Origin of the sequence: Pikeienuella sp. (assembly GCF_046290545.1) — a bacterium.
Classification (GTDB): Bacteria; Pseudomonadota; Alphaproteobacteria; order Rhodobacterales; family Rhodobacteraceae; genus Pikeienuella.
In genome coordinates, this window is the sequence record NZ_JBKAGV010000016.1 from 19,467 (window position 1) to 41,471 (window position 22,005).

The 22,005-nt window shown below is 69.3% G+C and carries 23 protein-coding genes; 11 read left to right on the top strand and 12 right to left on the bottom strand.

What is annotated here, in order from left to right:
- Positions 1-1,059: an extracellular solute-binding protein gene (locus tag ACE37J_RS15290; protein ID WP_409712451.1), complete on the bottom strand. Its 1,059-nt coding sequence runs from the start codon at positions 1,057-1,059 to the stop codon at positions 1-3.
- A 174-nt stretch (positions 1,060-1,233) separates the two neighbouring features.
- On the opposite strand from ACE37J_RS15290, the gene ACE37J_RS15295 reads away from it, so the two are divergent.
- A complete protein-coding gene (locus tag ACE37J_RS15295; RefSeq protein ID WP_409712453.1) occupies positions 1,234-1,629 on the top strand; it encodes a GFA family protein in 396 nt (131 codons plus the stop codon).
- A gap of 4 nt (positions 1,630-1,633) precedes the next feature.
- Here the strand turns inward: ACE37J_RS15295 and ACE37J_RS15300 are convergent, their stop codons facing one another.
- From ACE37J_RS15300 to ACE37J_RS15315, 4 genes are read right to left on the bottom strand one after another with little or no spacing between them, the layout of a single operon-like run.
- Complete coding sequence (locus tag ACE37J_RS15300) at positions 1,634-3,019, bottom strand: aminotransferase (RefSeq protein ID WP_409712455.1); 1,386 nt, start codon at positions 3,017-3,019, stop codon at positions 1,634-1,636.
- Between the two features lie 15 nt (positions 3,020-3,034).
- Positions 3,035-4,216, bottom strand: a complete 1,182-nt coding sequence (locus tag ACE37J_RS15305) for an aminomethyltransferase family protein (protein ID WP_409712457.1) — start codon at positions 4,214-4,216, stop codon at positions 3,035-3,037.
- A 49-nt stretch (positions 4,217-4,265) separates the two neighbouring features.
- Complete coding sequence (locus tag ACE37J_RS15310; RefSeq protein ID WP_409712459.1) at positions 4,266-5,639, bottom strand: phytoene desaturase family protein; 1,374 nt, start codon at positions 5,637-5,639, stop codon at positions 4,266-4,268.
- A 7-nt stretch (positions 5,640-5,646) separates the two neighbouring features.
- A complete protein-coding gene (locus ACE37J_RS15315; RefSeq protein WP_409712461.1) occupies positions 5,647-7,290 on the bottom strand; it encodes a phytoene desaturase family protein in 1,644 nt (547 codons plus the stop codon).
- A gap of 153 nt (positions 7,291-7,443) precedes the next feature.
- Between ACE37J_RS15315 and ACE37J_RS15320 the strand changes: the two genes are divergently transcribed.
- Together ACE37J_RS15320 and ACE37J_RS15325 are read left to right on the top strand one after the other, a co-directional pair.
- Complete coding sequence (locus tag ACE37J_RS15320) at positions 7,444-8,085, top strand: TetR family transcriptional regulator C-terminal domain-containing protein (RefSeq protein WP_409712463.1); 642 nt, start codon at positions 7,444-7,446, stop codon at positions 8,083-8,085.
- 13 nt (positions 8,086-8,098) lie between these two features.
- The gene (locus ACE37J_RS15325; protein ID WP_409712465.1) at positions 8,099-8,881 is read left to right on the top strand and encodes a methyltransferase domain-containing protein; all 783 of its coding nucleotides are present in this window, start codon (positions 8,099-8,101) and stop codon (positions 8,879-8,881) included.
- A gap of 4 nt (positions 8,882-8,885) precedes the next feature.
- On the opposite strand, the gene ACE37J_RS15330 is transcribed toward ACE37J_RS15325, so the two are convergent.
- Positions 8,886-9,491: a lysozyme inhibitor LprI family protein gene (locus ACE37J_RS15330; RefSeq protein ID WP_409712467.1), complete on the bottom strand. Its 606-nt coding sequence runs from the start codon at positions 9,489-9,491 to the stop codon at positions 8,886-8,888.
- 75 nt (positions 9,492-9,566) lie between these two features.
- Complete coding sequence (locus ACE37J_RS15335) at positions 9,567-10,931, bottom strand: cytochrome P450 (protein ID WP_409712910.1); 1,365 nt, start codon at positions 10,929-10,931, stop codon at positions 9,567-9,569.
- Between the two features lie 113 nt (positions 10,932-11,044).
- Here ACE37J_RS15335 and ACE37J_RS15340 point away from each other — a divergent pair, with 113 nt between their 5' ends.
- Both ACE37J_RS15340 and ACE37J_RS15345 read left to right on the top strand, forming a co-directional pair.
- Complete coding sequence (locus ACE37J_RS15340; RefSeq protein WP_409712469.1) at positions 11,045-12,445, top strand: pyridoxal phosphate-dependent decarboxylase family protein; 1,401 nt, start codon at positions 11,045-11,047, stop codon at positions 12,443-12,445.
- Between the two features lie 18 nt (positions 12,446-12,463).
- Positions 12,464-13,411, top strand: coding sequence for an ion transporter (locus ACE37J_RS15345; RefSeq protein ID WP_409712471.1), 948 nt, complete (start codon positions 12,464-12,466; stop codon positions 13,409-13,411).
- 6 nt (positions 13,412-13,417) lie between these two features.
- On the opposite strand, the gene ACE37J_RS15350 is transcribed toward ACE37J_RS15345, so the two are convergent.
- The 5 genes from ACE37J_RS15350 to ACE37J_RS15370 all read right to left on the bottom strand — a co-directional run bounded on the left by ACE37J_RS15350 (position 13,418) and on the right by ACE37J_RS15370 (position 17,323).
- A complete protein-coding gene (locus ACE37J_RS15350) occupies positions 13,418-13,855 on the bottom strand; it encodes an ester cyclase (protein WP_409712473.1) in 438 nt (145 codons plus the stop codon).
- 82 nt (positions 13,856-13,937) lie between these two features.
- Positions 13,938-14,834: a homocysteine S-methyltransferase family protein gene (locus tag ACE37J_RS15355; RefSeq protein WP_409712475.1), complete on the bottom strand. Its 897-nt coding sequence runs from the start codon at positions 14,832-14,834 to the stop codon at positions 13,938-13,940.
- Positions 14,831-16,012 carry a pyridoxal phosphate-dependent aminotransferase gene (locus ACE37J_RS15360; protein ID WP_409712477.1) on the bottom strand — a complete coding sequence of 394 codons (1,182 nt, stop codon included), beginning with the start codon at positions 16,010-16,012 and terminating at the stop codon, positions 14,831-14,833. Before ACE37J_RS15360 ends, ACE37J_RS15355 begins: the two co-directional genes overlap by 4 nt.
- Positions 16,013-16,100: 88 nt before the next feature.
- Complete coding sequence (locus ACE37J_RS15365) at positions 16,101-16,709, bottom strand: LysE family translocator (protein ID WP_409712479.1); 609 nt, start codon at positions 16,707-16,709, stop codon at positions 16,101-16,103.
- A gap of 11 nt (positions 16,710-16,720) precedes the next feature.
- Positions 16,721-17,323 (bottom strand): LysE family translocator, encoded by a 603-nt coding sequence (locus ACE37J_RS15370; RefSeq protein ID WP_409712481.1) that lies wholly within the window; start codon positions 17,321-17,323, stop codon positions 16,721-16,723.
- 244 nt (positions 17,324-17,567) lie between these two features.
- On the opposite strand from ACE37J_RS15370, the gene ACE37J_RS15375 reads away from it, so the two are divergent.
- The 6 genes from ACE37J_RS15375 to ACE37J_RS15400 all read left to right on the top strand — a co-directional run bounded on the left by ACE37J_RS15375 (position 17,568) and on the right by ACE37J_RS15400 (position 21,972).
- The gene (locus ACE37J_RS15375) at positions 17,568-18,197 is read left to right on the top strand and encodes a TetR/AcrR family transcriptional regulator (protein WP_409712483.1); all 630 of its coding nucleotides are present in this window, start codon (positions 17,568-17,570) and stop codon (positions 18,195-18,197) included.
- A 193-nt stretch (positions 18,198-18,390) separates the two neighbouring features.
- On the top strand, positions 18,391-19,155 hold the full coding sequence (locus ACE37J_RS15380; RefSeq protein WP_409712485.1) for a VPLPA-CTERM sorting domain-containing protein: 765 nt from the start codon (positions 18,391-18,393) through the stop codon (positions 19,153-19,155).
- Between the two features lie 124 nt (positions 19,156-19,279).
- The gene (locus ACE37J_RS15385) at positions 19,280-19,741 is read left to right on the top strand and encodes a RidA family protein (protein ID WP_409712487.1); all 462 of its coding nucleotides are present in this window, start codon (positions 19,280-19,282) and stop codon (positions 19,739-19,741) included.
- Positions 19,738-20,496: a glycerophosphodiester phosphodiesterase family protein gene (locus ACE37J_RS15390; protein WP_409712489.1), complete on the top strand. Its 759-nt coding sequence runs from the start codon at positions 19,738-19,740 to the stop codon at positions 20,494-20,496. Before ACE37J_RS15385 ends, ACE37J_RS15390 begins: the two co-directional genes overlap by 4 nt.
- Positions 20,493-21,692, top strand: a complete 1,200-nt coding sequence (locus tag ACE37J_RS15395; RefSeq protein WP_409712491.1) for a GNAT family N-acetyltransferase — start codon at positions 20,493-20,495, stop codon at positions 21,690-21,692. Before ACE37J_RS15390 ends, ACE37J_RS15395 begins: the two co-directional genes overlap by 4 nt.
- Complete coding sequence (locus ACE37J_RS15400; RefSeq protein ID WP_409712493.1) at positions 21,673-21,972, top strand: 4a-hydroxytetrahydrobiopterin dehydratase; 300 nt, start codon at positions 21,673-21,675, stop codon at positions 21,970-21,972. The genes ACE37J_RS15395 and ACE37J_RS15400 overlap by 20 nt, the downstream gene beginning before the upstream one ends.
- Positions 21,973-22,005 lie beyond the last annotated feature (33 nt).

A 22,005-nucleotide genomic window follows, 5' to 3' on the forward strand; every position in this document is an offset into this window, starting at 1 on the left:
TCAGAAACCAGCCTTGATGCGCTCGAACTCGGCGATCATCTTCTCGCGCAACTCGAACGGGAGAGGGGACTGCCAGAGCGTGCTGCCCGAGAAGGACTCGAAATCGTCGAATCCCGCCGCCTTCAACGCCTCCGGGTCGAGCGCGCCCATCGCCTTCGCATTGGAATGGCCATAGCCCCATGCGTTCACGATGTAATCCGCCGTCCGCGGTTCGAGCCAGGCGTTGATGAAGTCATAGGCCTTCTCCTCCGACCCCTCGCCGCCGTCGAGCTTCACATAGCCGCAGACCCAGGTGGAGGAGCCTTCCTTGGCGGCGCGGTTCATGGCGACGGGATGCCCCTCCGCCTGCATCGTCGTCGGCGTCTCGTTCCACGCCCAGGCCAGCAGCACCTCGCCCGAGGCGATGAGCTGGGAAAGCTGCGAATTGTCCTGCCAGTAGGCGCGGGTGTTTGCATGCGCCTTGCGCAGGAAATCCGACGCCGCCTCGAACTCCGCGTCGGTCGCCTTCGTCCAGTCCTTCACGCCGATGGCGAGGAAGCCGAGCGCATAGGCGTCGTCCACATTGTCCGGCAGCGATACGCGGCCCTCGTATTTCGGGGAGATGAAGGATTGCAGCGTCGCCGCATCTTCCGGCGGCACCTCGTCGGTGCGGTAGACGAGCCCGGTCGCGCCCCAGTCGAGCGGGACGATCCACGTCTTGCCGTCCTCCACGAAGCCTTCCATGGCCTTGAATTCGGCCATCACGTTCTCCCATTCCGGGATGCGGCTCGTGTCGATCGGCTTCAGCAGGCCCGCCTCGCGCCATTTCACCACGGATTGCGAGCAGGGATGCGCGAGGTCCGCACGGAAGCCGGCGCGGAGCTTCTGGAACGCCTCCTCCTCGTCGCCGAAGAAGGAATAGGTCGGCGGGCCGGAATGCTCTTCGATGAAGGCCTTGTAGAATTCCGGGTCCTCGTATCCCGCCCAGTCGAAGACGACGAGGTCGGGGTCGGCCGCGAAGGCGCCCTGCGCTGCGATGAGCGCGGCGGCGGAGATCGCGGTTATCCTTGCGATGGTCATGCGGTGGTCTCCCTGTCTTTGGCCCTTCGGGCTCGATGCGTGAAGGCTAGGCGCGGCGCGGCGCCCCCTCAAGTTTTATTTGAGCGCTTATATAATTTTATGCTTCGCCGCTTGCTCAGCTTGCACGGGCCCGCGCCGACGCCAAGCTGGAATTGTCGAAGCGCGAAGGGAGTCATGACGGAAACGATCAGACCCGGAGGCTGCCTCTGCGGCGCGCTCCGGTTCGAGGCGACGGGGGAGCCCATCGACATAGGCTGGTGCCATTGCCGCATATGCCAGCGCTCCTCCGGCGCGCCGGCGCAGGTCTGGGCGCTCTATCCGTCGGAGGCGTTCCGCTGGATAAAGGGTGAGCCCGCGATCTACGCCTCCTCGGCGGAGGGCCGGCGGGAGTTCTGCGCGACCTGCGGCTCGCAAGTCGCCTTCCGGATCGGGGCCTACGCCTCACCGAACGTGGGCTGCTTCGACGAACCCGACTCTCTGAAGCCCCGCCGCCATATCTGGACCGAAAGCCGCATAACCTGGTTCGAGACGCCGGACGGCCTGCCGCGGAGCCCGAGGGACGACAAATGACCGTTCAGAACATCTCCGACTCGACCTGGCCGATGGCCTTGTCGAGAATGTCGAACATGCGGTCGATCTCGTCCCGCTTGATGATGAGCGGCGGGGAGAAGACGCACATGTTGATGAGCGGGCGAACGATCAGCCCCATCGCCTCGCATTTCGCGTCCACCCGCGCGCCGAACTCGAAGTCGACGACGAGCCGTTCCTTCTCCTTCATCCCCGGCGCGGGCCGCCCCTCGACGCAACCGACAAGGCCGAGGCCGCGCGTATCGCCGACGATCTCGTGCCGCCTGAGGTCGGTGAGCCGGGCGAGGAAATGCGGGGAAACCTCGCGCACATGCTCCAGCAGCATCTCCCGCTCGATGATCTCGATGTTCTTCAGCGCGGCGGCGCAGCAGACCGGGTGGCCGGAATAGGTGTAGCCGTTCTTGAAGGCCACGTCCTCCCGCCCCTCGGCGTAGATCTCGTTCATCAGCCGGTCGGAGATGATCGTCGCGCCGAGGGGGAGATAGCCGGAGGTCAGTCCCTTCGCACAGGTGATGATATCGGGAACGACGCCGAACACGTCCTCCGAGGCGAACCAGTGGCCGAGCCGGCCGAAGGCCGTCACCACCTCGTCCGCGATGTAGAGAATGTCATGCGCGCGGCAGATTTCCCGGCTCCGCCGGTGATAGCCGACGGGCGGGACGACGACGCCGCCGGAGGCCATTACGGGCTCAGAGATATAGGCGGCGATGGTCTCCGCCCCCTCCTCCGAAATCGCAGCCTCCAGATCCGCGATCTTCACGTCGCACCACTCCGCCTCGCTCATCCCCTCGGGCCGGATCGAGGGGTTGATGTTCGGCAGGAGCCGCACCAGCCGCTTCTCGATGTCGAGGACGGACCCGTCCCGCTCCTTGCCGGAGACGCTGGCCGAGAGATAGGTGGAGCCGTGATAGCTTTTCTCACGGGAGAGAAAGCGTTTCTTTTCAGGCTTTCCGCGGAGGTTGTTGTAAAACTGCGCGAAGCGCAGCGCGCTGTCCACGGCGGAGGAGCCGCCGGTCGCGAAGAAGACGGTGTTGAGGTCCCCCGGCGCGAGCGTCGCGAGCTTCCGCGCCAGTTCCGCCGAGGGGCGGGAGGCGAAGGACCATGGCGAGTGATAGGCGAGCCGCATCGCCTGCGCGCCGATCGCCTCCGCCATTTCCTTTCGTCCGTAGCCGATCTGCACGCACCACATGCCGCCCGGCCCGTCGATGTAACGGCGGCCCTCTGCGTCGATCAGTTCGATCCCCTCGCCCTCCGCCGCCACCATGCGGTCCGCGTCCTCCGCCCCCATGCTCTCCCAAGGATGGAGGAAGTGTTCGTTGTCCCACCGGCGGATGGCGCGGGTGGTGGGGGCTCGCGAGGCCTGGCTGCTCATCGGTCTCTCCTGTCATCAGCGTCGGGCGGGCGGGGTCGCCCGCGCGCGGTCGGGGCGGAAGGCGGCGCGGGGGCCGGGGCGGGCGCGGGCCATGCGCCGCTCCCACTTGCCTTCCTTGAAAAGGTAGATCTCCGCGAAGAGGTCGGCGCCCTCGGCGGCTCCGTCTATCTCCCCGAACGCGATGTTGCGCTTCGCGGTGGGGGACCAGAGCGCGGAGGTGACATGGCCGACCTCGCGCCAAGTGCCGAACATGCCGCGCCGGTAGAGGAGCGCGCCGGAAGCCGCTCTGGAGCCTTCGATATCCAGCGTAATGATTCGCCGCTTGGGCGCCTCGTCCTTCAGCGCGAGAAGCGCGCGGCGGCCGTTGAAATGGCCCTTCGCGAAATCGACATGCCGACCGAGCCCGAGCTCGAAAGGCGTGCGACCCCGGCTCGGGCGTTCCGCTGCGTGGATGGACTGGAAGTCGACCCCCGTCATCGGAAAGCCCGCCTCGATCCGCGCCATGTCGAGCGCCTCCATGCCGGCGGGGAGAATGCCGAAAACCCGCCCCGCCTCGATCAACCGGTCCCAGAGCGCAAGCGCGCCGCCGGGCTCCGCCCAGAGTTCGTAGCCCAGATCGCCGGTAAAGCCGGTTCGCGAAACGAGGAGGCCCGGCTCCGGCTCCGCGAGGTCGAACGGCCGGAGCGACGAAACCACCAGCCCCGCCGCCTCCAGAACGGCGAAACTGGTCGGTCCCTGGAGCGCGAGCGCGGCCAGCGCCTCAGTCTCGTCGCTCACCGCTGCGTCGGAACCCTCCGCCGCGTCGATGAGCCATGTCAGCATCCGCTCCTGACAGCAGAGGCGGAAGCGCTCCGGCCCGAGGCGGAAGATCGTGCCGTCGTCGATCGCCATCCCGTCCTCGTCGCACCAGAGCGCATAGCCGACACGGCCGGGGGCGATCTTCGCGACGTCGCGGGTGACGACACGGTTGAGCACGCGCTCCGCGTCCGGCCCCTCGATCCGGTATTTCCGCATCGGGGAGATGTCGATCAGCGCCGCCTGATTGCGGATCGCGAAATACTCACGCCCTGCCTCGTCCAGCTTCCGGGGGGAGAGCACGCCGGCCCAGTCCGCCCAGTCCTTCGCCGTGGAGGTGGCTTCGAGCCGGGGATGGAACGGTCCCGGAAGCGGGCCGGAGAGGGAGGGCGCGCGGCTCATCGCATCGACTCCAGCGCGGCGCGGGCGCCGTTGAGGCCGGGAAGGCCCGTCACGTCCCCGCCCGGATGCGCGCCGGCGCCGCAGAGGAGAGGCCGGGCGGCCCCATCGCATGGCGCGCCATGCCGTTCGCGGGCCGGAGCGTCAGGAACTGGTCCAGCGCGATCTCCCCGTGATGCCAGTGCCCGCCGGGCGCGCCCGTCATCGCCTCGATATCGGCGGGGGACAGCGCCTCGGCATGGCGAACCTCACCGCCGAGGCCGGGCGCGACCGTCTCCAATGCGGCGAGCGTCGCGGCGACGATCCGGTCGCGCGGCGCGTCATGGGGAACGCATTGCACGGTGAGCGAAAGCCGCGCGCCGTCGATCCGCCCCTCCATGACCGGAAGGGCCGGGAGGCGGCCGTATTTAACCGGATCATAGGCCCGCTCTACGGCCTGAACCGAGGGCGCGAGGACGAGCCGCGCGCCGTGATGCGCCGGGTCTAGCCCCGGGAGGCGCGGCGGCGCGGCGAAGTCGAGATCGACGCGCGCGGCGGCTCCGACGGCGCGGATCGTCCGGATGCGCCGCTGCGCCTCGATGTCGAATTGCGCCGCGCCGACGAGCGCCAGCGTCGGCGTCGCTCCGAGGCTGGAGAGGACGAGATCGGCCTCCACCCTCTCGCCATCGTCGAGAAGCACGCCGTCAGCGCGGTCCGCCTCGAAGAGGATGCGGGCGGCGCCGGCGCCAAGGCGCAGGCGCGCCCCCTTTGTCTCCGCCGAGGCTGACAGGAGCGCAGCCAGCCCCTCCATGCGCCGGAGCGGCGCGCGGCGGAGAAGGAGGGGGACGACCGTTCCCGGCGCCATTGGTCCGGCGCGGGAGCCGAGCACGGCGTCGAAGGCGAGAAGTCCGGCGAGCGGCCCTCCGGGCAGCGAGTCCGCCGCAAGGTCCGCGGCGTTGGAAAGGCCGATCCGCAGCAACTCCCGCATCTCCCGCGCGCCGAGCAGGCGGAGCCGAAGCGCAAAGCGGAGGAGGCCGGGCAAGCCCTCGGCCCGGAGCCGCATCGGCGGCGGGGCGCCGGTCAGCAGAGGGGCGAGCGCGGCGGCGAACCGGTCCAGCCGCCGGGACAGCGCGCGCCAGCGTTCCGCGCCCGGATGCGCAGAGCCGTCAGCGAACCGCGCCTCGGCGCCCTCCACAAGCACATGCCGCCCCGATGGGCAGAGCGCGACGGTCGGGATCGCGGGGCCGAGAACGCCGGGCTTCAGCCCGAGCGCTTTGAGCGCCGCGGGATGCGGCCCGCGGGCGAAAAGGCCGAGCGCCATCATGCCGCCAGGCGCGGCCCCGCGCTCGATCACGGTAACTTCGCATCCCCCGCGCGCGAGCGCCGCCGCAGCGACAAGGCCGTTGACGCCCGCCCCGATCACCGCCGCCTTCAAACGGTCCGCCATCCTCGCCTCACGCCGCGCGGAAGGCGGCTTCGTCCCGCCCGCCGCGCTTCATGTCGCGCAGGATCTCCCGCGCCGCATTCGCCCCCGCCGCCGCCATGACGCCGCCGCCGGGATGCGCCGAGGAGCCGACGAGCCAGAGCCCGGGAAGCGGCGAGCGATGCCGCGCCCAGCCGGGAACCGGGCGGTTGAAGAGGAGCTGGTCGAAGGTCAGCTCCCCCTGGAAGATGTTGCCCTCGGTGAGCCCCACCTCCCGCTCGATGTCCACGGGCGTCCGCAGCTCGCAATGGCGGATGAGCGCGCGGAAGCCGGGGCTCACCGCCTCGATCTTGTCGAGCACGGCGGCTTTCAGCCCCTCGCGCGCCGCATCGTCCCAATGCGCCGGGTCTCGCGCGCCGCCCCGCTCAAGGTCATAGGGCGCGTATTGCACGAAGATCGAGGCCATGTGCGCGCCGGGAGGGGCCATCGTCGGGTCGATCCGGCTCGGGATCAGCATGTCGAAATAGGGGGCGGCGGAGAAGCGCCCCTCCTTCCAGTCGTCATAAGCGGCTTCAAGCTCGAGAAGGCTCTCCGAGGCGTGGAGATCGCCGGAGAGAAACGGCGCGTCCCCCGCCACCGCAGGGAAGGCCGGCGGTCCGTCCAGCGCGAGGTTGAGCTTCGCCGAGGAGCCGCGGATGCGAAAGCGGCGGATCGCTTCGAGGAAGTCGTCGGGCAGCGCGCCCGGCTCGACGCAGCCGAGGAAGGTGCGCTTCGCATCCATGTTCGAGGCGACGAGCGGCGCGAAAATCTCCTCCCCGCCCCTCAGCACGACGCCCGCGGCGACCCCGTCCTTCACAAGGATGCGCTCAACCTCCGCATTCACCCGGATATCGCCCCCCGCCTCGCGGAGCGCCCCCGCGAGCGCGGCGGAGACGGCGCCCATCCCGCCGCGGGCGAAGCCCCAGGCGCCGATCGCGCCGTCGAGATCGCCCATGTAGTGATGCAGCAGCACATAGGCTGTCCCCGGCGAATAGACGCCGAGTCCCGTGCCGATGATCCCGCTCCCCGCCAGATGCGCCTTGATCAGCGGGTGTTCGATGAACCCGTCGAGAAAATCGCCGACCGAGGCCGTCCAGAACCGGATCGCCTCGCCCATCTCCCGTTCCCCGAGGTCGTGGAGCCTTCGCAGGAGGAACAGGAACTCCCCGAGGTCCCGCGGATGGAAGGTGGCCGGGTCCGGCGCCGAGCGCAGGAGGAGCGGGCGGACGAAGCGGCATTGCCGCGTCACCGCCCGCGCGAACCGCTCGTAGCCCTCCACGTCGCGGGGCGAAAGCCGGGCGATCTCCCGCTCCAGAGCGCGGTGATCGTGGTGATAGGCGAAATACTCGCCGCCCTTGGTGAAGCTCGCGCCGCCCGTATAGGGAATGACCTGCAATCCGTGCCGCGCGAGGTCGAGGTCGCGGGCGACCTCGGGGCGCAGGAGCGAGCAGACATAGGAGCAGTTGGAATAGGTCCAGCCCGGCTCCAGCTCCCGGCTCACCGCGGCGCCGCCCACAATGTCGCTCCGCTCCACGACGAGCACGGAAAGGCCCGCCCGCGCGAGATAGGCGCCGGTCGTCAGCCCGTTATGGCCGCCGCCGGCGATGATCGCGTCGTAGCTCCGCGCCTGACTCATCCGTCTCTCCCCCGCCCGGGCATCTAGCGGGGAGGCAGGCAGGCGCGCAATATTTTTCTGAGCGCTCAAATAAACTAAAGCGCCCATTGCAATCGCGTCCGCTCTGAAGTGTAGACTCTGCGAGAGGGAGGCCCCGGCCAGGAGCGGGAGGCGATGCAGACGAAGGCGAGAAAGCCGCGGGCGGAGAACGCCGCGAAACGCAGCCTCCAGATGATCGAGGCGACGCTCCGCTCCGTCGCCCGTTACGGCCTCGCGCGCACCACGCTCGCCAGCGTCAGCGCGGAGGCGGGGCTGAGCCAGGGCGTCGCCGTCTTCTATTTCGAGAGCAAGGACAAGCTTCTGGCCGCCGCCTTTCGGCACCACTACGAGATTTACCGGAAGACATGGCGCGCCGCTTTCGAGGGCGCGGGCGCGGACCCGGCGGCGCAGGTCGCCGCCATCGTGCGCGCGGATTTCGATCCGGCGGTGTTCAACCGGCAATCGCTGGCCGTCTGGCACGCCTACTGGGGCGATTCGACCGCGAGGCCGCTCTATGCCGACATCAGCCAGGAATATGACCGGGAGCGCGGAGAGGCGCTCGCGCTCGCCTGCGCCGCGCTCTCGGGGGGCGACCGGGCGGCGGGGGCGGAGATGGCGGCGGCGATCGACGCCCTGTCGGACGGCCTCTGGCTCCGCGCCCATCTCACCCCCGTCTGGTCCGGGCCGGGGGATTCGCTCGCCCTCGCCGGGAACCTTGTCGCGCGCTACGGGTTCGGCGCCGCAAGGCGCGCGGGCGAGCTTATCTCCGCATCCTGAAGAAAGGCGACCCATGTCCGAAAGCGGCGACCTCTATGACGACCGGCACATCGCCTTTCTCGAGGCGCTCTGGGGCGAGGGCTACCTCTCCCCCGGCGGCGCCGAGGAGGTGGCGCGCGTGCTGGCGGGGCTCGACCTCGGAGGGCTGGAGGCGCTCGACATCGGCTGCGGCTCGGGCGGCATCACGGTCGCGCTCGCGCGAGACTACGGCGCGGCGCGGGTGACGGGGATCGACGTGGAGGCCCCGGTCTGCGCCGCGGCCCGGAGGCGGGCGGAGGCGGCGGGGTTGTCGGACCGGGTGGAGATCATCCAGGTCGAACCCGGCCCCCTGCCCTTCCCCGGCGCCGCGTTCGACCTCGTCTTCTCCAAGGATTCCATCGTCCACATCCCCGACAAGGAGGCGCTTGCGCGCGACGTCTTCCGAGTGCTGCGGCCCGGCGGCGTCTTCGCCGCCTCGGACTGGCTGATCGGCCATGACGGCCCGCCCTCGCCGGAGATGGAAGCCTATCTGAAGGCGGAGGCGCTGGATTTCGGCATGGCCTCGCCCGCCCGCTACCGCGCCGCGCTGGAGGCTGCGGGCTTCGCGGACATATCCGTCACCGACCGGAACCCGTGGTATCGCGAGGTGGCGCGCGCCGAACTGGCGCGCCTCCAGGGCCCTGAGCGCGCGACCTTCGAGGGGGCGCTCGGGCCGGAGGAGATCGCCCGGCAGATCGTGACATGGAAGGCGATGATCGTCGTCCTCGACAGGGGCGAGCACCGCCCGAGCCATCTCCGCGCGCGGAAGCCCGCCTGAAACGTCAGCGCCGCGCGCAACGCATCGGCTGGCCGGCCCAGATCATCTCCGCCACGCCTTCGCGCTCGATGAAGTCGAGCCCGCCGATGTTGTAGTGAACAGCGCCATCCTCGTCCCACCCGGCGGCGATGTATTGCGGCCAGTCGCCTCCCGGCGTCCGTGTAAAGACGCCTACGGGCGGTTCGGTGTCGTAGAAAACGGCCGTGAGCGCTTCGAACTCCCCCCCGTCGCATTTGTAGCTCACCGCCGGCGGAACCTCGACCTCGCCGGCCTGGACCGAGAGAACCGCGATCCGGTCCCGATACGCGGTCTCGATATGGAGGCGCGGGTCCGCCGCCTTCCAGGCTTCATTCCGCCCCTTGATCCAGCCGCGCTGATAGGTGCGGATCGTGCGGAAATCCTCCGCCGTCGTCTGCGCCTCAATCTTCGCGTAGAGTCGCGCGACTTCACGGTCGAGCGCGGCGAGCGCTTCGTCGGAGCAGATCATCGCCTCCGCGCTACTTTCGTCGACGCCGGAACAATCGAACGAGGGCTCCGCCGCTGCGGCGGCGCCGCCGGGCAAGGCCCCGGCGAGTGCGAAGGCCGCAATGGTCCCACGGATCACACGCATGATCTTGCCCGCTTGAACTCCGGGCGAGAGGATGGCCGACCGCGCCGCTCGGCTCAAGCGCTTTCGCCCGGCCCGCTACCCGCGCCTCCTGAACCGCATCCGGATCGGCTCCTTCGGCCGCGTCGTCAGCTTGCCGACGGGCATGACGCGGCCGGGGGAGAGCGCCTCGAGGTCGAAGCGCCGGCAGGTCTCGGCCAGGATCAGGACGCTCTCCGTCGTCGCGAAGGCGGCCCCGGTGCAGACGCGCGGGCCGAGGCCGAAGGGCATGTAGGCGAGCCCCGCCGCCCGGCTCATCCGCCCCGGCAGGTGCCGGTCCGGGTTGAAGAGGTCCGGCCGCCGCCAGAACTTTCGGTGCCGGTGAAGGAGCCAGGGCGAGATGACGACGAGCCCGCCCGCCCGGATCGTCTCCCGCCCGATGACATCATCCTTGAGCGCGATGCGCGTGATGAACGAGACGGGCGGATAGAGCCGCAGAACCTCCCGGAACACGTTCCGCGCATGGGTAAGCTGCCGAACATGCCCGAACCGAACCGGGCCTTCGCCCGCAACGCGCTCCGCCTCCGCCCGAATGCGGGCGAGATGGGCGGGCTGCTGCGAGAGGATGAAGAACGCCCAGGTCAGCGCGCTGGCCGAGGTCTCGTGCCCGGCGAGGAAGAAAACGGCGATCTGGTCTATCAGCGCCTCGCGGTCGAACGCCTCCCCCGTCTCCGGGTCGCGCGCGGCGATCACGTCCCCCGCGATGTCGTCCCGCCGCTCCCCGCTCGCGAGACGGCGGTCGATCATCGCGCCGAGCCGCTCCCGGATCTCGCGGCACATGGCGGTGACGCGGGCCGGCGGCTCGATCCGGCTCCAGGCCGGGCTTTCCAGCATCACCTTCGGCTCGATCTGCGGCACCGCGTTCTGGTATTCGGCGAAGGCGTGGAAGACGGCCGAAGCGTCCGCCCCCTCTATCGGCTCTGAAAAGATCGTGCGGAAGACGATGTCCGCGGTCAGCCGGCTCATCTCCTCGTCGAGCGTGACGGGCGCGCCCGAAGCGCCGTCGAGCCGGGCGCAGAAGGCGCCCGTCGCCTCCGCCATCTGGTCGAAGGCGGACTTGATGCGCATATGGGCGAAGGCCGGGTCGATCATCCGGCGCTGCCGCGCCCAGGTCTCCCCGCCCGAGATGAAGATGCCCTCCCCCACCAGCGGCGTCAGCGCGCCCACCATCAGGTCGCTCTTCGGATAATTGGCGACGCGCTCGCCCAGCACCTGGCGCGCGAGATTGGGGTGATTGACGATATAGATCGGCCGCTTGCCGATCGGCGCCCGGCTCACGAAGCTCTCATAGGCCGGCTCGGGCAGGAGGGCGAGCACATCCCGCGGGCCGAGGAGGAGGGCGGAGGCGAAGGCCGCGGCGGCGGATTTCGGCTTCGGCGCGGGCGGGCGATAGGGCGCTGTCATGGTCACCGTGACAAGGATTGCGCGGAGCCTTAGCGGCCCGGGCCGCGATGTCAAACCGGCCCCGCGTGACTTGGCTTCACGCCGGCGCTAGGACCACGCGAGGAGGACGCGCGATGGATTTCGACTCTTACGGGCCCTGGGCCCGCCGCGCCGTGGACTGGACGCTGGACTATCACCGCACGATCCGCGACCGGCCGGTGCGCCCGCCGCTCGCCCCCGGCGCGACGCTGGCGAAGCTCCCCGAAAGCCCGCCCGAGGCGGCGGAGCCGATGGAGGCGATCTTCGCCGATTTCGAGCGGATCGTGCCGGAAGGGATGACCCACTGGCAGCATCCGCGCTTCATGGCCTATTTCCCCTCCAACGCCGCCCCCGCCTCAATCCTCGCCGAGCAACTCGCCAACGCGATCTCCGCCAACCTGCTGATCTGGCAAGGAAGCCCGGCGGGCACGGAGATGGAGACGCGGATGGTGGAATGGCTCCGGCAGGCGCTCGGCCTCCCCGAGGGCTTCAAGGGCCTGATCCAGGACAGCGCCTCCACCGCCACCACCTGCGCCGTGCTGACGATGCGGGAGCGGTCGATGGGCTGGCGCGGCATCCGCTCCGGCGTGGCGGGGGAGGCGAAGCCGCGCATCTACGCCTCCGCCCAGACCCATTCGAGCGTGGACAAGGCCTGCTGGATCGCCGGCGTCGGGCAGGACAATCTCGTGAAGATCGGCACGGATTCCGACTACGGGATGCGCCCCGACGCGCTCCGCGAGGCGATCCGGGCGGACCGGGCGGCGGGCCTCGCGCCCGCCGGAATCGTCCTCTGCGTCGGCGGCACCTCCATTGGCGCGATAGACCCGGTCTCCGCCGTTCTGGACGTGGCGGAGCAGGAGGGGCTCTATACCCATGTTGACGCCGCCTGGGCCGGCTCCGCGATGATCTGCCCGGAATTCCGCCCGCTCTGGGCGGGCGTGGAGCGGGCGGACAGCATCGTCTTCAATCCGCACAAGTGGCTAGGCGCGAATTTCGACTGCTCCGTTCAGTTCCTGAAGGACCCTTCGGAACAGGTCCGCACCCTCGGCCTCCGCCCCTCCTATCTGGAGACGGGCGGGGCGGACGGGATCGTGAACTATTCCGAATGGACCCTTCCCCTCGGTCGCCGCTTCCGCGCGCTGAAGCTCTGGTTCCTGATCCGCGCCTACGGGCTCGAAGGGCTCCGTCGCCGCATCCGCGATCACGTGGAATGGACGGAGGAGGCGGAGGCGCGGATCGCGGGCATGGAGGGGCTCGAGATCGTCACCGGCCGCCGCCTCGCGCTCTTCACCTTCGCGCACAAGGCCGGGAACGAGCGGACGGCGGCGCTGCTGGAGGCGATCAACGCCGACGGGCGGACCTACCTCACCCAGACGATGCATGAAGGGCGCTACGTCATCCGCGTCACGATGGGCCAGTTCGACATGACCCGGGATGACATGCGCGCCGCGATGGACGCCGTGGAGGCGGTCAACACGGCGCTCGGCGGGGGATAGACCCGGGAGGGAACGGCGATGACGATCCGCAGGCGCTGCTACGAACTGCTGGAGCCGCGCCACGGCGAAAGGGCCGGGCGCATCGTGGACGTCTTCCTCATTTGCCTGATCCTCGTGAACGTGCTGGCGGTGGTCGTCGAGACGGTGCCCTCGATCTACCGGGACCATGAGGCGAGCTTCGCCGCGTTCGAGGCCGTGTCCATCGCCATCTTCACGGCGGAATATGCGCTCCGGCTCTGGTCCTCCGTCGAGGCGCCGGGGGCGGAGGGCCCGCCATGGCGCGCGCGGCTGCGATGGATGCGCACGCCGGGCGCGCTGATCGACCTCCTCGTGATCGCGCCGTTCTATCTCCTCTTCTTTCTCGGGGCTGATCTCAGGGCGCTTCGCGTCGTGCGCCTGCTCCGTATCTTCAAGCTTTCCCGCTATTCGCCCGCCTTCACGATGATCGTCCATGTGCTGCATCGGGAGGCGGGGGCCTTTCTCGTCAGCTTCGCGATCCTCTTCGTCCTCCTCGTTCTCACCGCGACCGGCGCCTATCTCGTGGAGCGGGAGGCGCAGCCGGACGCGTTCGGCTCCATTCCGGCGGCGATGTGGTGGGCCATCGCCACGCTCACCACGGTCGGCTACGGGGACGTGACGCCAGTGACCGCGGCGGGGAAGGTCTTCGGCGGCTTCGTGACGGCCATCGGCATCGGCATCGCGGCGTTGCCGGCGGGCATCCTCGCAGGCGGAATCACCGCCGAGATGGCGGCGCGCCGGGCCGCGATGCGGCGGGACTATCTCGCGGCGCTGCTCGACGGCCGCGTCGCGCTGGGCGACGCGCCGGCTCTGGAGCGGCGGAGAAAGGAATACGGGCTCTCGACCGACGATGCGGCCGAAGTGCACGCAGAGGCCGCCTCCCGCCTTGCCGGGTCTGGAATCTGCCCGCATTGCGGCGGCGCGCTGCCCCGGGAGGACGGCGCCTGAACGGCTTCAGAAGCGGGGGCGCCGGCCCATCAGGCAGAAATCGAGCGACCGCTCCGGAAGGAGGCCGATCTGCTCGAAGGCGGTCATGAAGTCGATGATGTTGTGGCCCTCGACGACGCGGCCCTGATGGATGCGAACCATCATCTGCGTGCGCGTCGCCACGTCCTTCCCCGACTTGCGGTGACGGGCGAGAATGGCGGCTGTGGCGGCGATCCACTCGCCTTCCTCGATGCTCCGGTCGATCACCACGCGAATGTCGTCGAACTGTTCGAGGAGGAGCCGGCGCACGGCGTCGAAGGCGCGGGCGCTTTCCTGCGCCTCGGTGTCGAGCCCGTCCACCACCGCATCGGCGGCGAGAAGCTCGTCGAGCGCCGCAGGGTCTCGCTCCGTCCAGACCCGCGTCTCGAACCGCTCCAGAATGTCCCGCAATTGTCTCTCGCCCATCGCCCCTCGCCAATACGCCCGGCAGCTGCGTCGCCGGATACCACACGCAATACGTGCATGCGAGAGCGTCGGCGAAAACTGTTCAGGCTGCAGCAGGCTCCGGGGCGCGGCGGAGCGTCGCGGAAAGGAGGCGGATATGGGCGGGCCCGACCTCGCAGCAACCGCCAATGATCTCCGCCCCCGCCGCCGCCCAGGACTCGGCGAAGGCGAGATAGGCTGCGGGGTCGAGATCGCGCCGTGCGGTGAGCGCGGCGACGGTCGGCCGGTCCTTCAGGAAGGCCTCCGCGATATGCGTGAAGCCGTTGGCGTAGGCCCCGAGCGGAACGCCCGCCCCGGCCAGTCGCGGCAGCGCGGCGCTCACCGCCTCGGGAGTCGAGCAGTTCACGAACAGCGCGGCGGGCGAAAGCTCGGCGACGACGGGCAGGATCGCCTCCACCGGCTCGCCCGAGCGAAGCCGGGCGCCGTCCGCATCCGCCACGGTGATCGAAAGCCAGACCGGCTTGCCTGCGACGGAGGCGCCCATCACGGCTCCGCGGGCCTGCTCCACCGAGGCCATCGTCTCGCAGATGTAGAGATCGACGAAGGGCGCCTGAATGCGCGCGATCTCGGCATAGACCTCCGCCGCCTGATCCGCCGGCGGCGCGAGCTCCGGCCGATAGGATGCGCCGATCGGCCCGAGGGAGCCCGCGACGAGGCCCGCCCCGTGCGCGTCCCGCGCCTCCGCCGCGATGCGGCAGGCGGTCTCGTGCAGGTCGCGGAAGTGGTGTTCGAGTCCATGGGGGGAGAGACGATCCCTCAGCACAGCGTAGCTGTTCGCGGTCGCGACCTCCGCGCCCGCGGCGAAATAATCGTCATGCACGGCGCGGACGAGCTCCGGCCGCTCCAGCATCACCGAAGTCGCCCAGAGCGGGGTCGGCGTGGAGCCGGCCCGCGCAATCAGCTCCTGCCCCATGCCGCCGTCGAGAATCGTGATCGTCATGCCGCCTCCCTCAGCCTTTCCGCAAACCGCGCGAGGCGGCTCAGCGCCGCGACCATCGCATCGTCCTCGATGGTGAGCGCGACGCGGACATGGCCCGCCGCCGCCTCCCCGAAACTCTCCCCGGGCATGACCGCGATGCGCTCCCGCTCCAGCAGCGCCATCGCAAAGGCCTCGCCGTCCATCCCCGTGGCCCGAATGTCGAGCATCACGTACATCGCGCCCTGCGGCGGCGAGACGGCGACCGCGGAGCCCGCAAGCGCGGCGACGGCCCGGTTGCGGCGGCGGGTGTAGAGCGCGGCGACCTCCACCTCTTCCGCCGCACCCTCGCGCAACGCCGTCTCCGCCGCGTCCTGGATAAAGCCCGGGACGCCATATGTCGTGCCGTTGGCGAGACAGCGCATCGCCTCGATGGCGGCCTCCGGCCCGACCACCCAGCCGAGCCGGAACCCGGTCATCACGTGACTCTTCGAGAGCGAACCGACCACGAGCGTCCGCTCGGCCATGCCCGGCAGCGCGCGGGGGGAAATGTGCTCGCCGTCGTGAACCTGCCCGGAATAGACCTCGTCCGAGATCAGCCAGAGGTCATGCCGGATGCAGACCTCCGCGATCCCCTCCAGCGTCTCCCGCGAATAGACGGCGCCAGTCGGGTTATGGGGCGTGTTGATGAGAAGCGCGCGCGCGCCCTCCGCCGCCGCGTCGAGCGCGGCGCGCTCGAGCTGGAATCCCGCTTCCGGCCGCGCCCTCACCGTGCGCACGCGCCCCCCCGCGCCGCGCGCCGTGGCCGGATAGGTGGCGTAGAACGGATCGACGAGCAGCGCCGTATCGCCCGGGTCGAGCGCCGCGCACATGGAGGCGAAGAGCGCGGCCTGCCCGCCCGTGGTGACGATCACGTTCGCCCGCCCTGTCGGAACCCCCGTCTCCCGCGTCACGCGCTCCGCGATGGCGTCGCGCAGGCCGGGCTGGCCGAGCGCGAGCGCATAGCCGGTGTTGCCGCCGCGGGCCGAGGCCTCCATCGCGTCGAGGATGAAGGGCGCCGTCTTCCGGTCATGCTCGCCGATGCAGAGCATGGTCACCGGCTCCCCCGCCGCCAGCATGTCCTGCGCGCGATAATAGACGGACCAGCCGTCGCCGCGCGGGCCGCCGCCATCGAGCGTCAGGATGCGGTTCGAGAGTTTCATGCACAGTCCTTTCGGGTCGACGCCGCTCTATCGCGGGCCGGGCCGAGCCGTCCAGCCGGAAAGCGGCGCCCCGTGGCCCCGGCGCGCCTCAGCCGAGAGCGAGCCGCGCCGCAAGCCCTGCGAAGACGAGCGCGACGATGCGGTTCAGCGCCCGCCCCGCCCTGCGGACGCGCGCCGCCAGCGCCCCGCCGAGCGCGCCCCAGAGGCAGTTGAACGGGATCGAGGCGAGGGCGAAGAGCGCGCCGAGAAGGGCGATCTGCAGCCAGACCGGGCCGCGCGCCGGGTCAGCGAATTGCGGCAGGAAGGCGAGGACGAAGAGCGAGACCTTCGGGTTGAGCATGTTGGTGAGCGCCCCCCGCGCGAAGGCCGCGCGGGCGCGCCCCGCGCCCTCGCCCGAAGCCGCGGGCCGGGCGCGCCAGCTTCGCCACGCGAGCCAGAGGAGATAGGCCGCCCCCGCCCAGCGCAGCGCGTCATAGGCCGCCGGATACGCAGCGATCAGCGCGGCGACGCCGCCGGCGGCGAGGCCGACATGGAAGAGGCTGCCGAGGCTCACGCCCAGCGCTGCGGCGAGGCCGGCGCGCACGCCGCCCGCGGCGCCGCTGGCGCTGATGAACATCATGTCGGCCCCCGGCGTCACGTAGAGCGCGACGGACGCGAGGAGGAAGGCGAGGAGCGTCGCGATCTCGAACTCGGGCATGCGACTCCCCGTCAGTCCAGCGCGATGCGGACGGCGAGGCCGCCGAACACAATCGCGCTGATGCGATTCAGCGTCTTCGAGGCGCGGCGCAGCCGGTCCGCCGCCACGCCCGCGAAGAGCCCGTAGGCCCCGTCGAAGAGGAGCGCGAAAACGGCGACGATCAGCCCGAGGACCACGATCTGCGGCGCAGCCGGCCCCGCCGCCGGGTCCACGAATTGCGGCAGGAAGGCGAGCATGAAGATCGCCACCTTCGGGTTGAGGAGGCATGTGAGGAAGGCGCGGCGGAAGGCCCGCCAGGGAACGTCGCGCCCGAGCCGCGCCTCCAGCGCGTCGCCCGCCCGCCAGGCCTCCACCGCGAGCCAGACCAGATAGGCCGCGCCGCCGAACCGTACGGCGTCATAGAGCCCCGGCGCGGCGTGGAGGAGCGCGGCGAGGCCGGCGGCGACCGCTGCGGTGTGGACGATCATCCCCGCCGCCCCGCCGAACCCGGCCGCAAGCCCGGCGCGCGGCCCTCCCGCGAGGCCGCAGGCGATGGTGAACATCATGTTCGGGCCCGGCGTGACGAACAGGATCACCACCGCCCCGAGAAAGACCCCGAGGGAAACCCCCGACATCGCAGACGCCGCGTCCAGCATCGTTTCGCCCTCTCCGTTCGCCTCAGCACCGAATACCCGGATGCGCGGCGGCGCAAGAGACGGGAGCCATGACCGGTCGGCCCGAACAGCCAGCCCGCCCGATCCGCCGAACCGCTGGCCGCGGCGAGGGAGCCCCTATGGAACAAGAGCGAATAGGCGATCTGGACTCACGCCCCTGTCACTATAAAATTCTCGATACGGACGTAATTCTTGGAGTTTCGGGATGAAACAATCCGGCGATACAAAATCCATGATCGTTTCTGCGGCGATAGACGTGATTCAAAGATCCGGGTTGCCGCCCGTTTCCTATGACGCAATCGCCGGAGCTGCGGGTCTGACAAGGCAATCCGTCCGCTATCATTTTCCGGACGCCGATACGCTCATGCTGGCTGTCTGCGACCGGTTGGCCGAGGCCTATCGTCAGGCGCTGATAGACAACGCTGCCCGGCTGGACGGGCCAAGGCGGCTGGAAATGTTCCTCGACTTCTATTTCGACCTTCTGGAAGGCTCGCCAAAGCCCGCGGATGACGCGGTGTATGACGCGATGATGAGCCTTGCGACCGGCTCCGAGCCGGTCCGCGCCAATCTCCGCTCGCAGTACACGCTTCTCGGTCAGGTCATCTCGCATGAATTCCGGCTCGCGCATCCAGCGCTCAGCCTTCGGTCGGCGGACGAGCTTTCCTTTCTCTTCGTGAGCCTCATGTACGGCCACTGGAAAATGGTGGCCTCGCTGGGAATCTCCGACAAACACAATCGACTGACGCGAAGCGCGATCGACCGGCTGATTCGCAGCTATTGCGAGACAGGACCGGTGGAAGGCGTCGTTTCCCAAGTCTGGGCGGCTGAGTGCTGAGCCCGGCCCCTTTCCAGATCGGAGAGAGCGACTTTCGCCAAGGTCAAATTCATTAAGTATCGCTTAAGCTGTAAATAAGATATGCCCATTCTAGCCTCTCCAAAATGGAGATGCTGCATAAAATGCTTTGATTTCCAGTTACGGCCCGCTACGAAATCCTGAAATTCAGAGAATTGGCGTCGAGCCCTGCCTCGTGACGAGCATCTGGCGCGAGCGTCTGTGTGTCAACTGCAGCAATTTGGGGGTTATATCAATGAAGAGACTTCTACGTGCGGCGGCGCTTGCCGGCGCCAGTCTGGGCTTCGCCGCTCACGCATCTTCCGCGACACTCGTCGGCGATGCGATCAGCGGTTTCGCGATCTTCCCGAACACGACCATCGAACCGACCGCAGAGGTCTCCAGTCCGCTGACGGTGACGGATGACGCCACGGACGCATTCCGCTTTGGCTTTGGCGACCGCTTCATGGTCGATGTCAACGCATCCTCGGTCACCCTCACCTATGAGTTCAGCGCGACATTCTTTCCAGTCGGTCCGGAGAGCAGCCCGGGCGCTGACGATTCCTGCAACTGCCTGCTGCTCGCCGGCCTGAACTTCAGCGACGGATCGACCATCTCCGGCCTTTCCCTCGGAACGGCGACTGGAGGCTTCGGGTCATTTGACCTTGCGACTGGCGCGGAGTTCGGAACCGACGCGCTCGCCAACTTCGCGTTTCCGGCGTCTCCGACGGGCCTTCTGGCGACGCTGCTGGCCGGCAGCGACGCAGCCGGCGGAGAATATGTGCTGATCGACGTCGGCGGGCTTACGCTTCTGAATGGGGACAGCCTCACACTCGGGTTCTCCACAGCGGGCGGCGGCAATGTCGGAGCCGTCCCGCTCCCGGCCAGCGCCTGGCTCTTGATCGCCGGGATCGGCGCGCTTGGCGGCCTTTCCCGCCGCCGCCGCCGGGCCGCAGCCTGAAGCGCCGGCCTGCGAAGGACATAGCGACAGCGGGCGCGGCGACGGAAACGCCGCGCCCTTTCCGCTTTCGCGCCGGCCCGCGCCCGTGCAAGTCTCCGCCAGCGAATCCAAGGAGGAGAGACCAATGCCCGGAACCATCGAAAAGCGCCTCGCCGATCTCGGCGTCGAGATCGGAACCCCCGCCGCCCCCGCCGCCAATTACGTGCCGAGCGTGCGGACGGGGAACCTCGTCTTCATCTCCGGCCAGGTGAGCCAGGATGCGTCCGGCCTCATCAAGGGGAAGCTCGGCGCGGACATGACAGCCGAGGATGGCGCCAAGGCCGCAAGGGCTTGTGCGATCAAACTCATTGAACAGATGAAGGTGGCGACCGGCGATCTCGACAAGGTCAAGCGCGTCGTGAAGCTCCTCGGCATGGTCAACTCGACGCCGGACTTCCCTGACCATCCGAAAGTCGTCAACGGCTGCTCCGACCTCCTCGTCGAGGTGTTCGGGGACAAGGGCCGCCACGCCCGCTCCGCCGTCGGCGTCGTCAACCTGCCCTTCGGCGTCGCCGTCGAGGTCGAGGCGATCATCGAGGTCGAATGACTCCGCCCCTTCCCCGGGCCTTCATCGAACGCCCGCTCGCCCATCGCGGCCTGCATGATCGGGCGGCGGGCGTGATCGAGAATTCCCGCGCCGCTGCGGAGGCCGCAATCGAGGCCGGCTACGGCATCGAGCTTGACCTTCAGCTCTCGGCGGACGGGGAGGCGATGGTCTTCCATGACGATGAGCTGAACCGGCTGACGGGGGAGACGGGGCCGGTGCGGGAGCGGACGGCGCGGGAGCTTTCCCGCATCCGGCTCACGGGGTCTGACGAAGGGATCCCGACACTGGCCGAATTCCTCTCCCTCGTCGCGGGCCGCGCGCCGCTCCTCGTCGAGGCGAAGGACCAGAGCCTCGTCATGGGCCCGGTGGACGGGCGGCTGGAGCGGCGCGCGGCGCGGCTGCTCTCCGCCTATGACGGCGAAAAGGCGGTGATGTCCTTCAACCCCCATTCCGTCGCCGCGCTCCGCGACGCCGCGCCAGAGATTCCCCGCGGGCGGACGACCTGCTCGTTCCGGGAGGAATACTGGTCCGGCCTCGCGCCCGAGCGGCGGGCGGAACTGGCGCGGATGGACGACCTTGACGCGCTCGGATGCGGCTTCATCTCTCATCAGCACAACGACTTGGGCGATGACGAGGTGGCGCGCGTGAAGGCGAAAGGGCTCCCGATCCTCTGCTGGACGATTCGCTCGCCGGAGGACGAGGCGGCGGCGCGCCGCGTGGCGGACAGCGTGACGTTCGAGGGTTACCGGGCTTGAGCGAGGAGCCGGCCTTCTCCATCGACGTGGAGACGGCGATCGCCGCCATCCCCGCCGCCGCATGGGACGGATGCGCGGCGCCGGAAGCCATGGACGGGGGGCGCCCGAAAGACCCGTTCACCACCCACCGCTTCCTCCTCGCGCTTGAGGAAAGCGGCAGCGTCGGCGGCCGCTCCGGCTGGCTGCCGCGGCACCTGAAGGCGACGACGCCGGACGGGCGGCTCGCCGGCGTGATGCCCCTCTACGGCAAGACGCACAGCCAGGGCGAATATGTCTTCGACCACAACTGGGCGCACGCCTTCGAACATGCGGGCGGGGACTATTACCCGAAGCTCCAGGGCGCCGTGCCCTTCACCCCCGCCACCGGCCGGCGGCTGCTGACCGCGCCCGGTGCGCCGGCGGAGACGGATCTCGCCCTCCTCCAAGGCGCGATCCGGCTGGCCGAGGCCAACGGCCTCTCCTCGCTTCACGTCACCTTCTGCACCGAGGCGGAATGGCGGCGGGGCGGCGAATACGGCCTCCTCCGCCGGCAGGACCAGCAATTCCACTGGGAAAGCCGGGGCTACTCCACCTTCGCGGACTTCCTCGCCGACCTCGCCAGCGACAAGCGGAAAAACCTTCGGAAAGAGCGGGCGAAGGCGGTGGAGAACGGCGTGCGCATCCACCGGCTGACGGGGGACGACATAAGGGAGGAGCACTGGGCGGCCTTCTGGGATTTCTATCAGGACACCGGGAGCCGGAAATGGGGCCGCCCCTATCTCACCCGCCGCTTCTTCGACCTCGCGCAGGAGCGGCTCAGGGATGACGCGCTCCTTGTCATGTGCGAGCGGGGCGGCCGCTGGATCGCCGGCGCACTGAACTTCATCGGGCGTGAGACGCTGTTCGGCCGTTATTGGGGCTGCGTGGAGCATCACCCGTTCCTGCATTTCGAGACCTGCTACTACCAGGCCATCGACGCCGCGCTGGAGCTCGGCCTCACCCGCGTCGAGGCCGGGGCGCAGGGCGCGCACAAGCTCGCCCGCGGTTACCTTCCGACTTCGACCTGGTCGCTGCACCACATCACGGACCCGCGCTTCCGCCGCGCCGTCTCCGACTATCTGGGGCGGGAGCGGGCGGCGGTTGACGAGGAGATCGAATACCTGCGAAGCCGGGGGCCTTTCAGGAAGGGAGACGAACATGGCCGCGAAGCTGAGTGAAGCCGAGCGGGAGGCCGCCCTCCCCGCCCTCGCCGCCGCCTCCTGGGCGCATGAACCGGAGCGGGACGCGCTGAAGAAGACATTCCGTTTCAAGAGTTTCGTGCGCGCCTGGGGCTGGATGAGCGCGGTGGCGCTCGAGGCCGAGAAATTGGACCATCACCCGGAATGGTCCAATGTCTACGGAACCGTCGAGGTGACGCTGACGACGCATGACGCGAACGGCCTCACCCAGCTCGACCTCGCCCTCGCGCGGAAGATGGACGCGCTGGCGCGCGGCTGAATCCTTCGGGGAATCGTCTGCGACATGCTATGC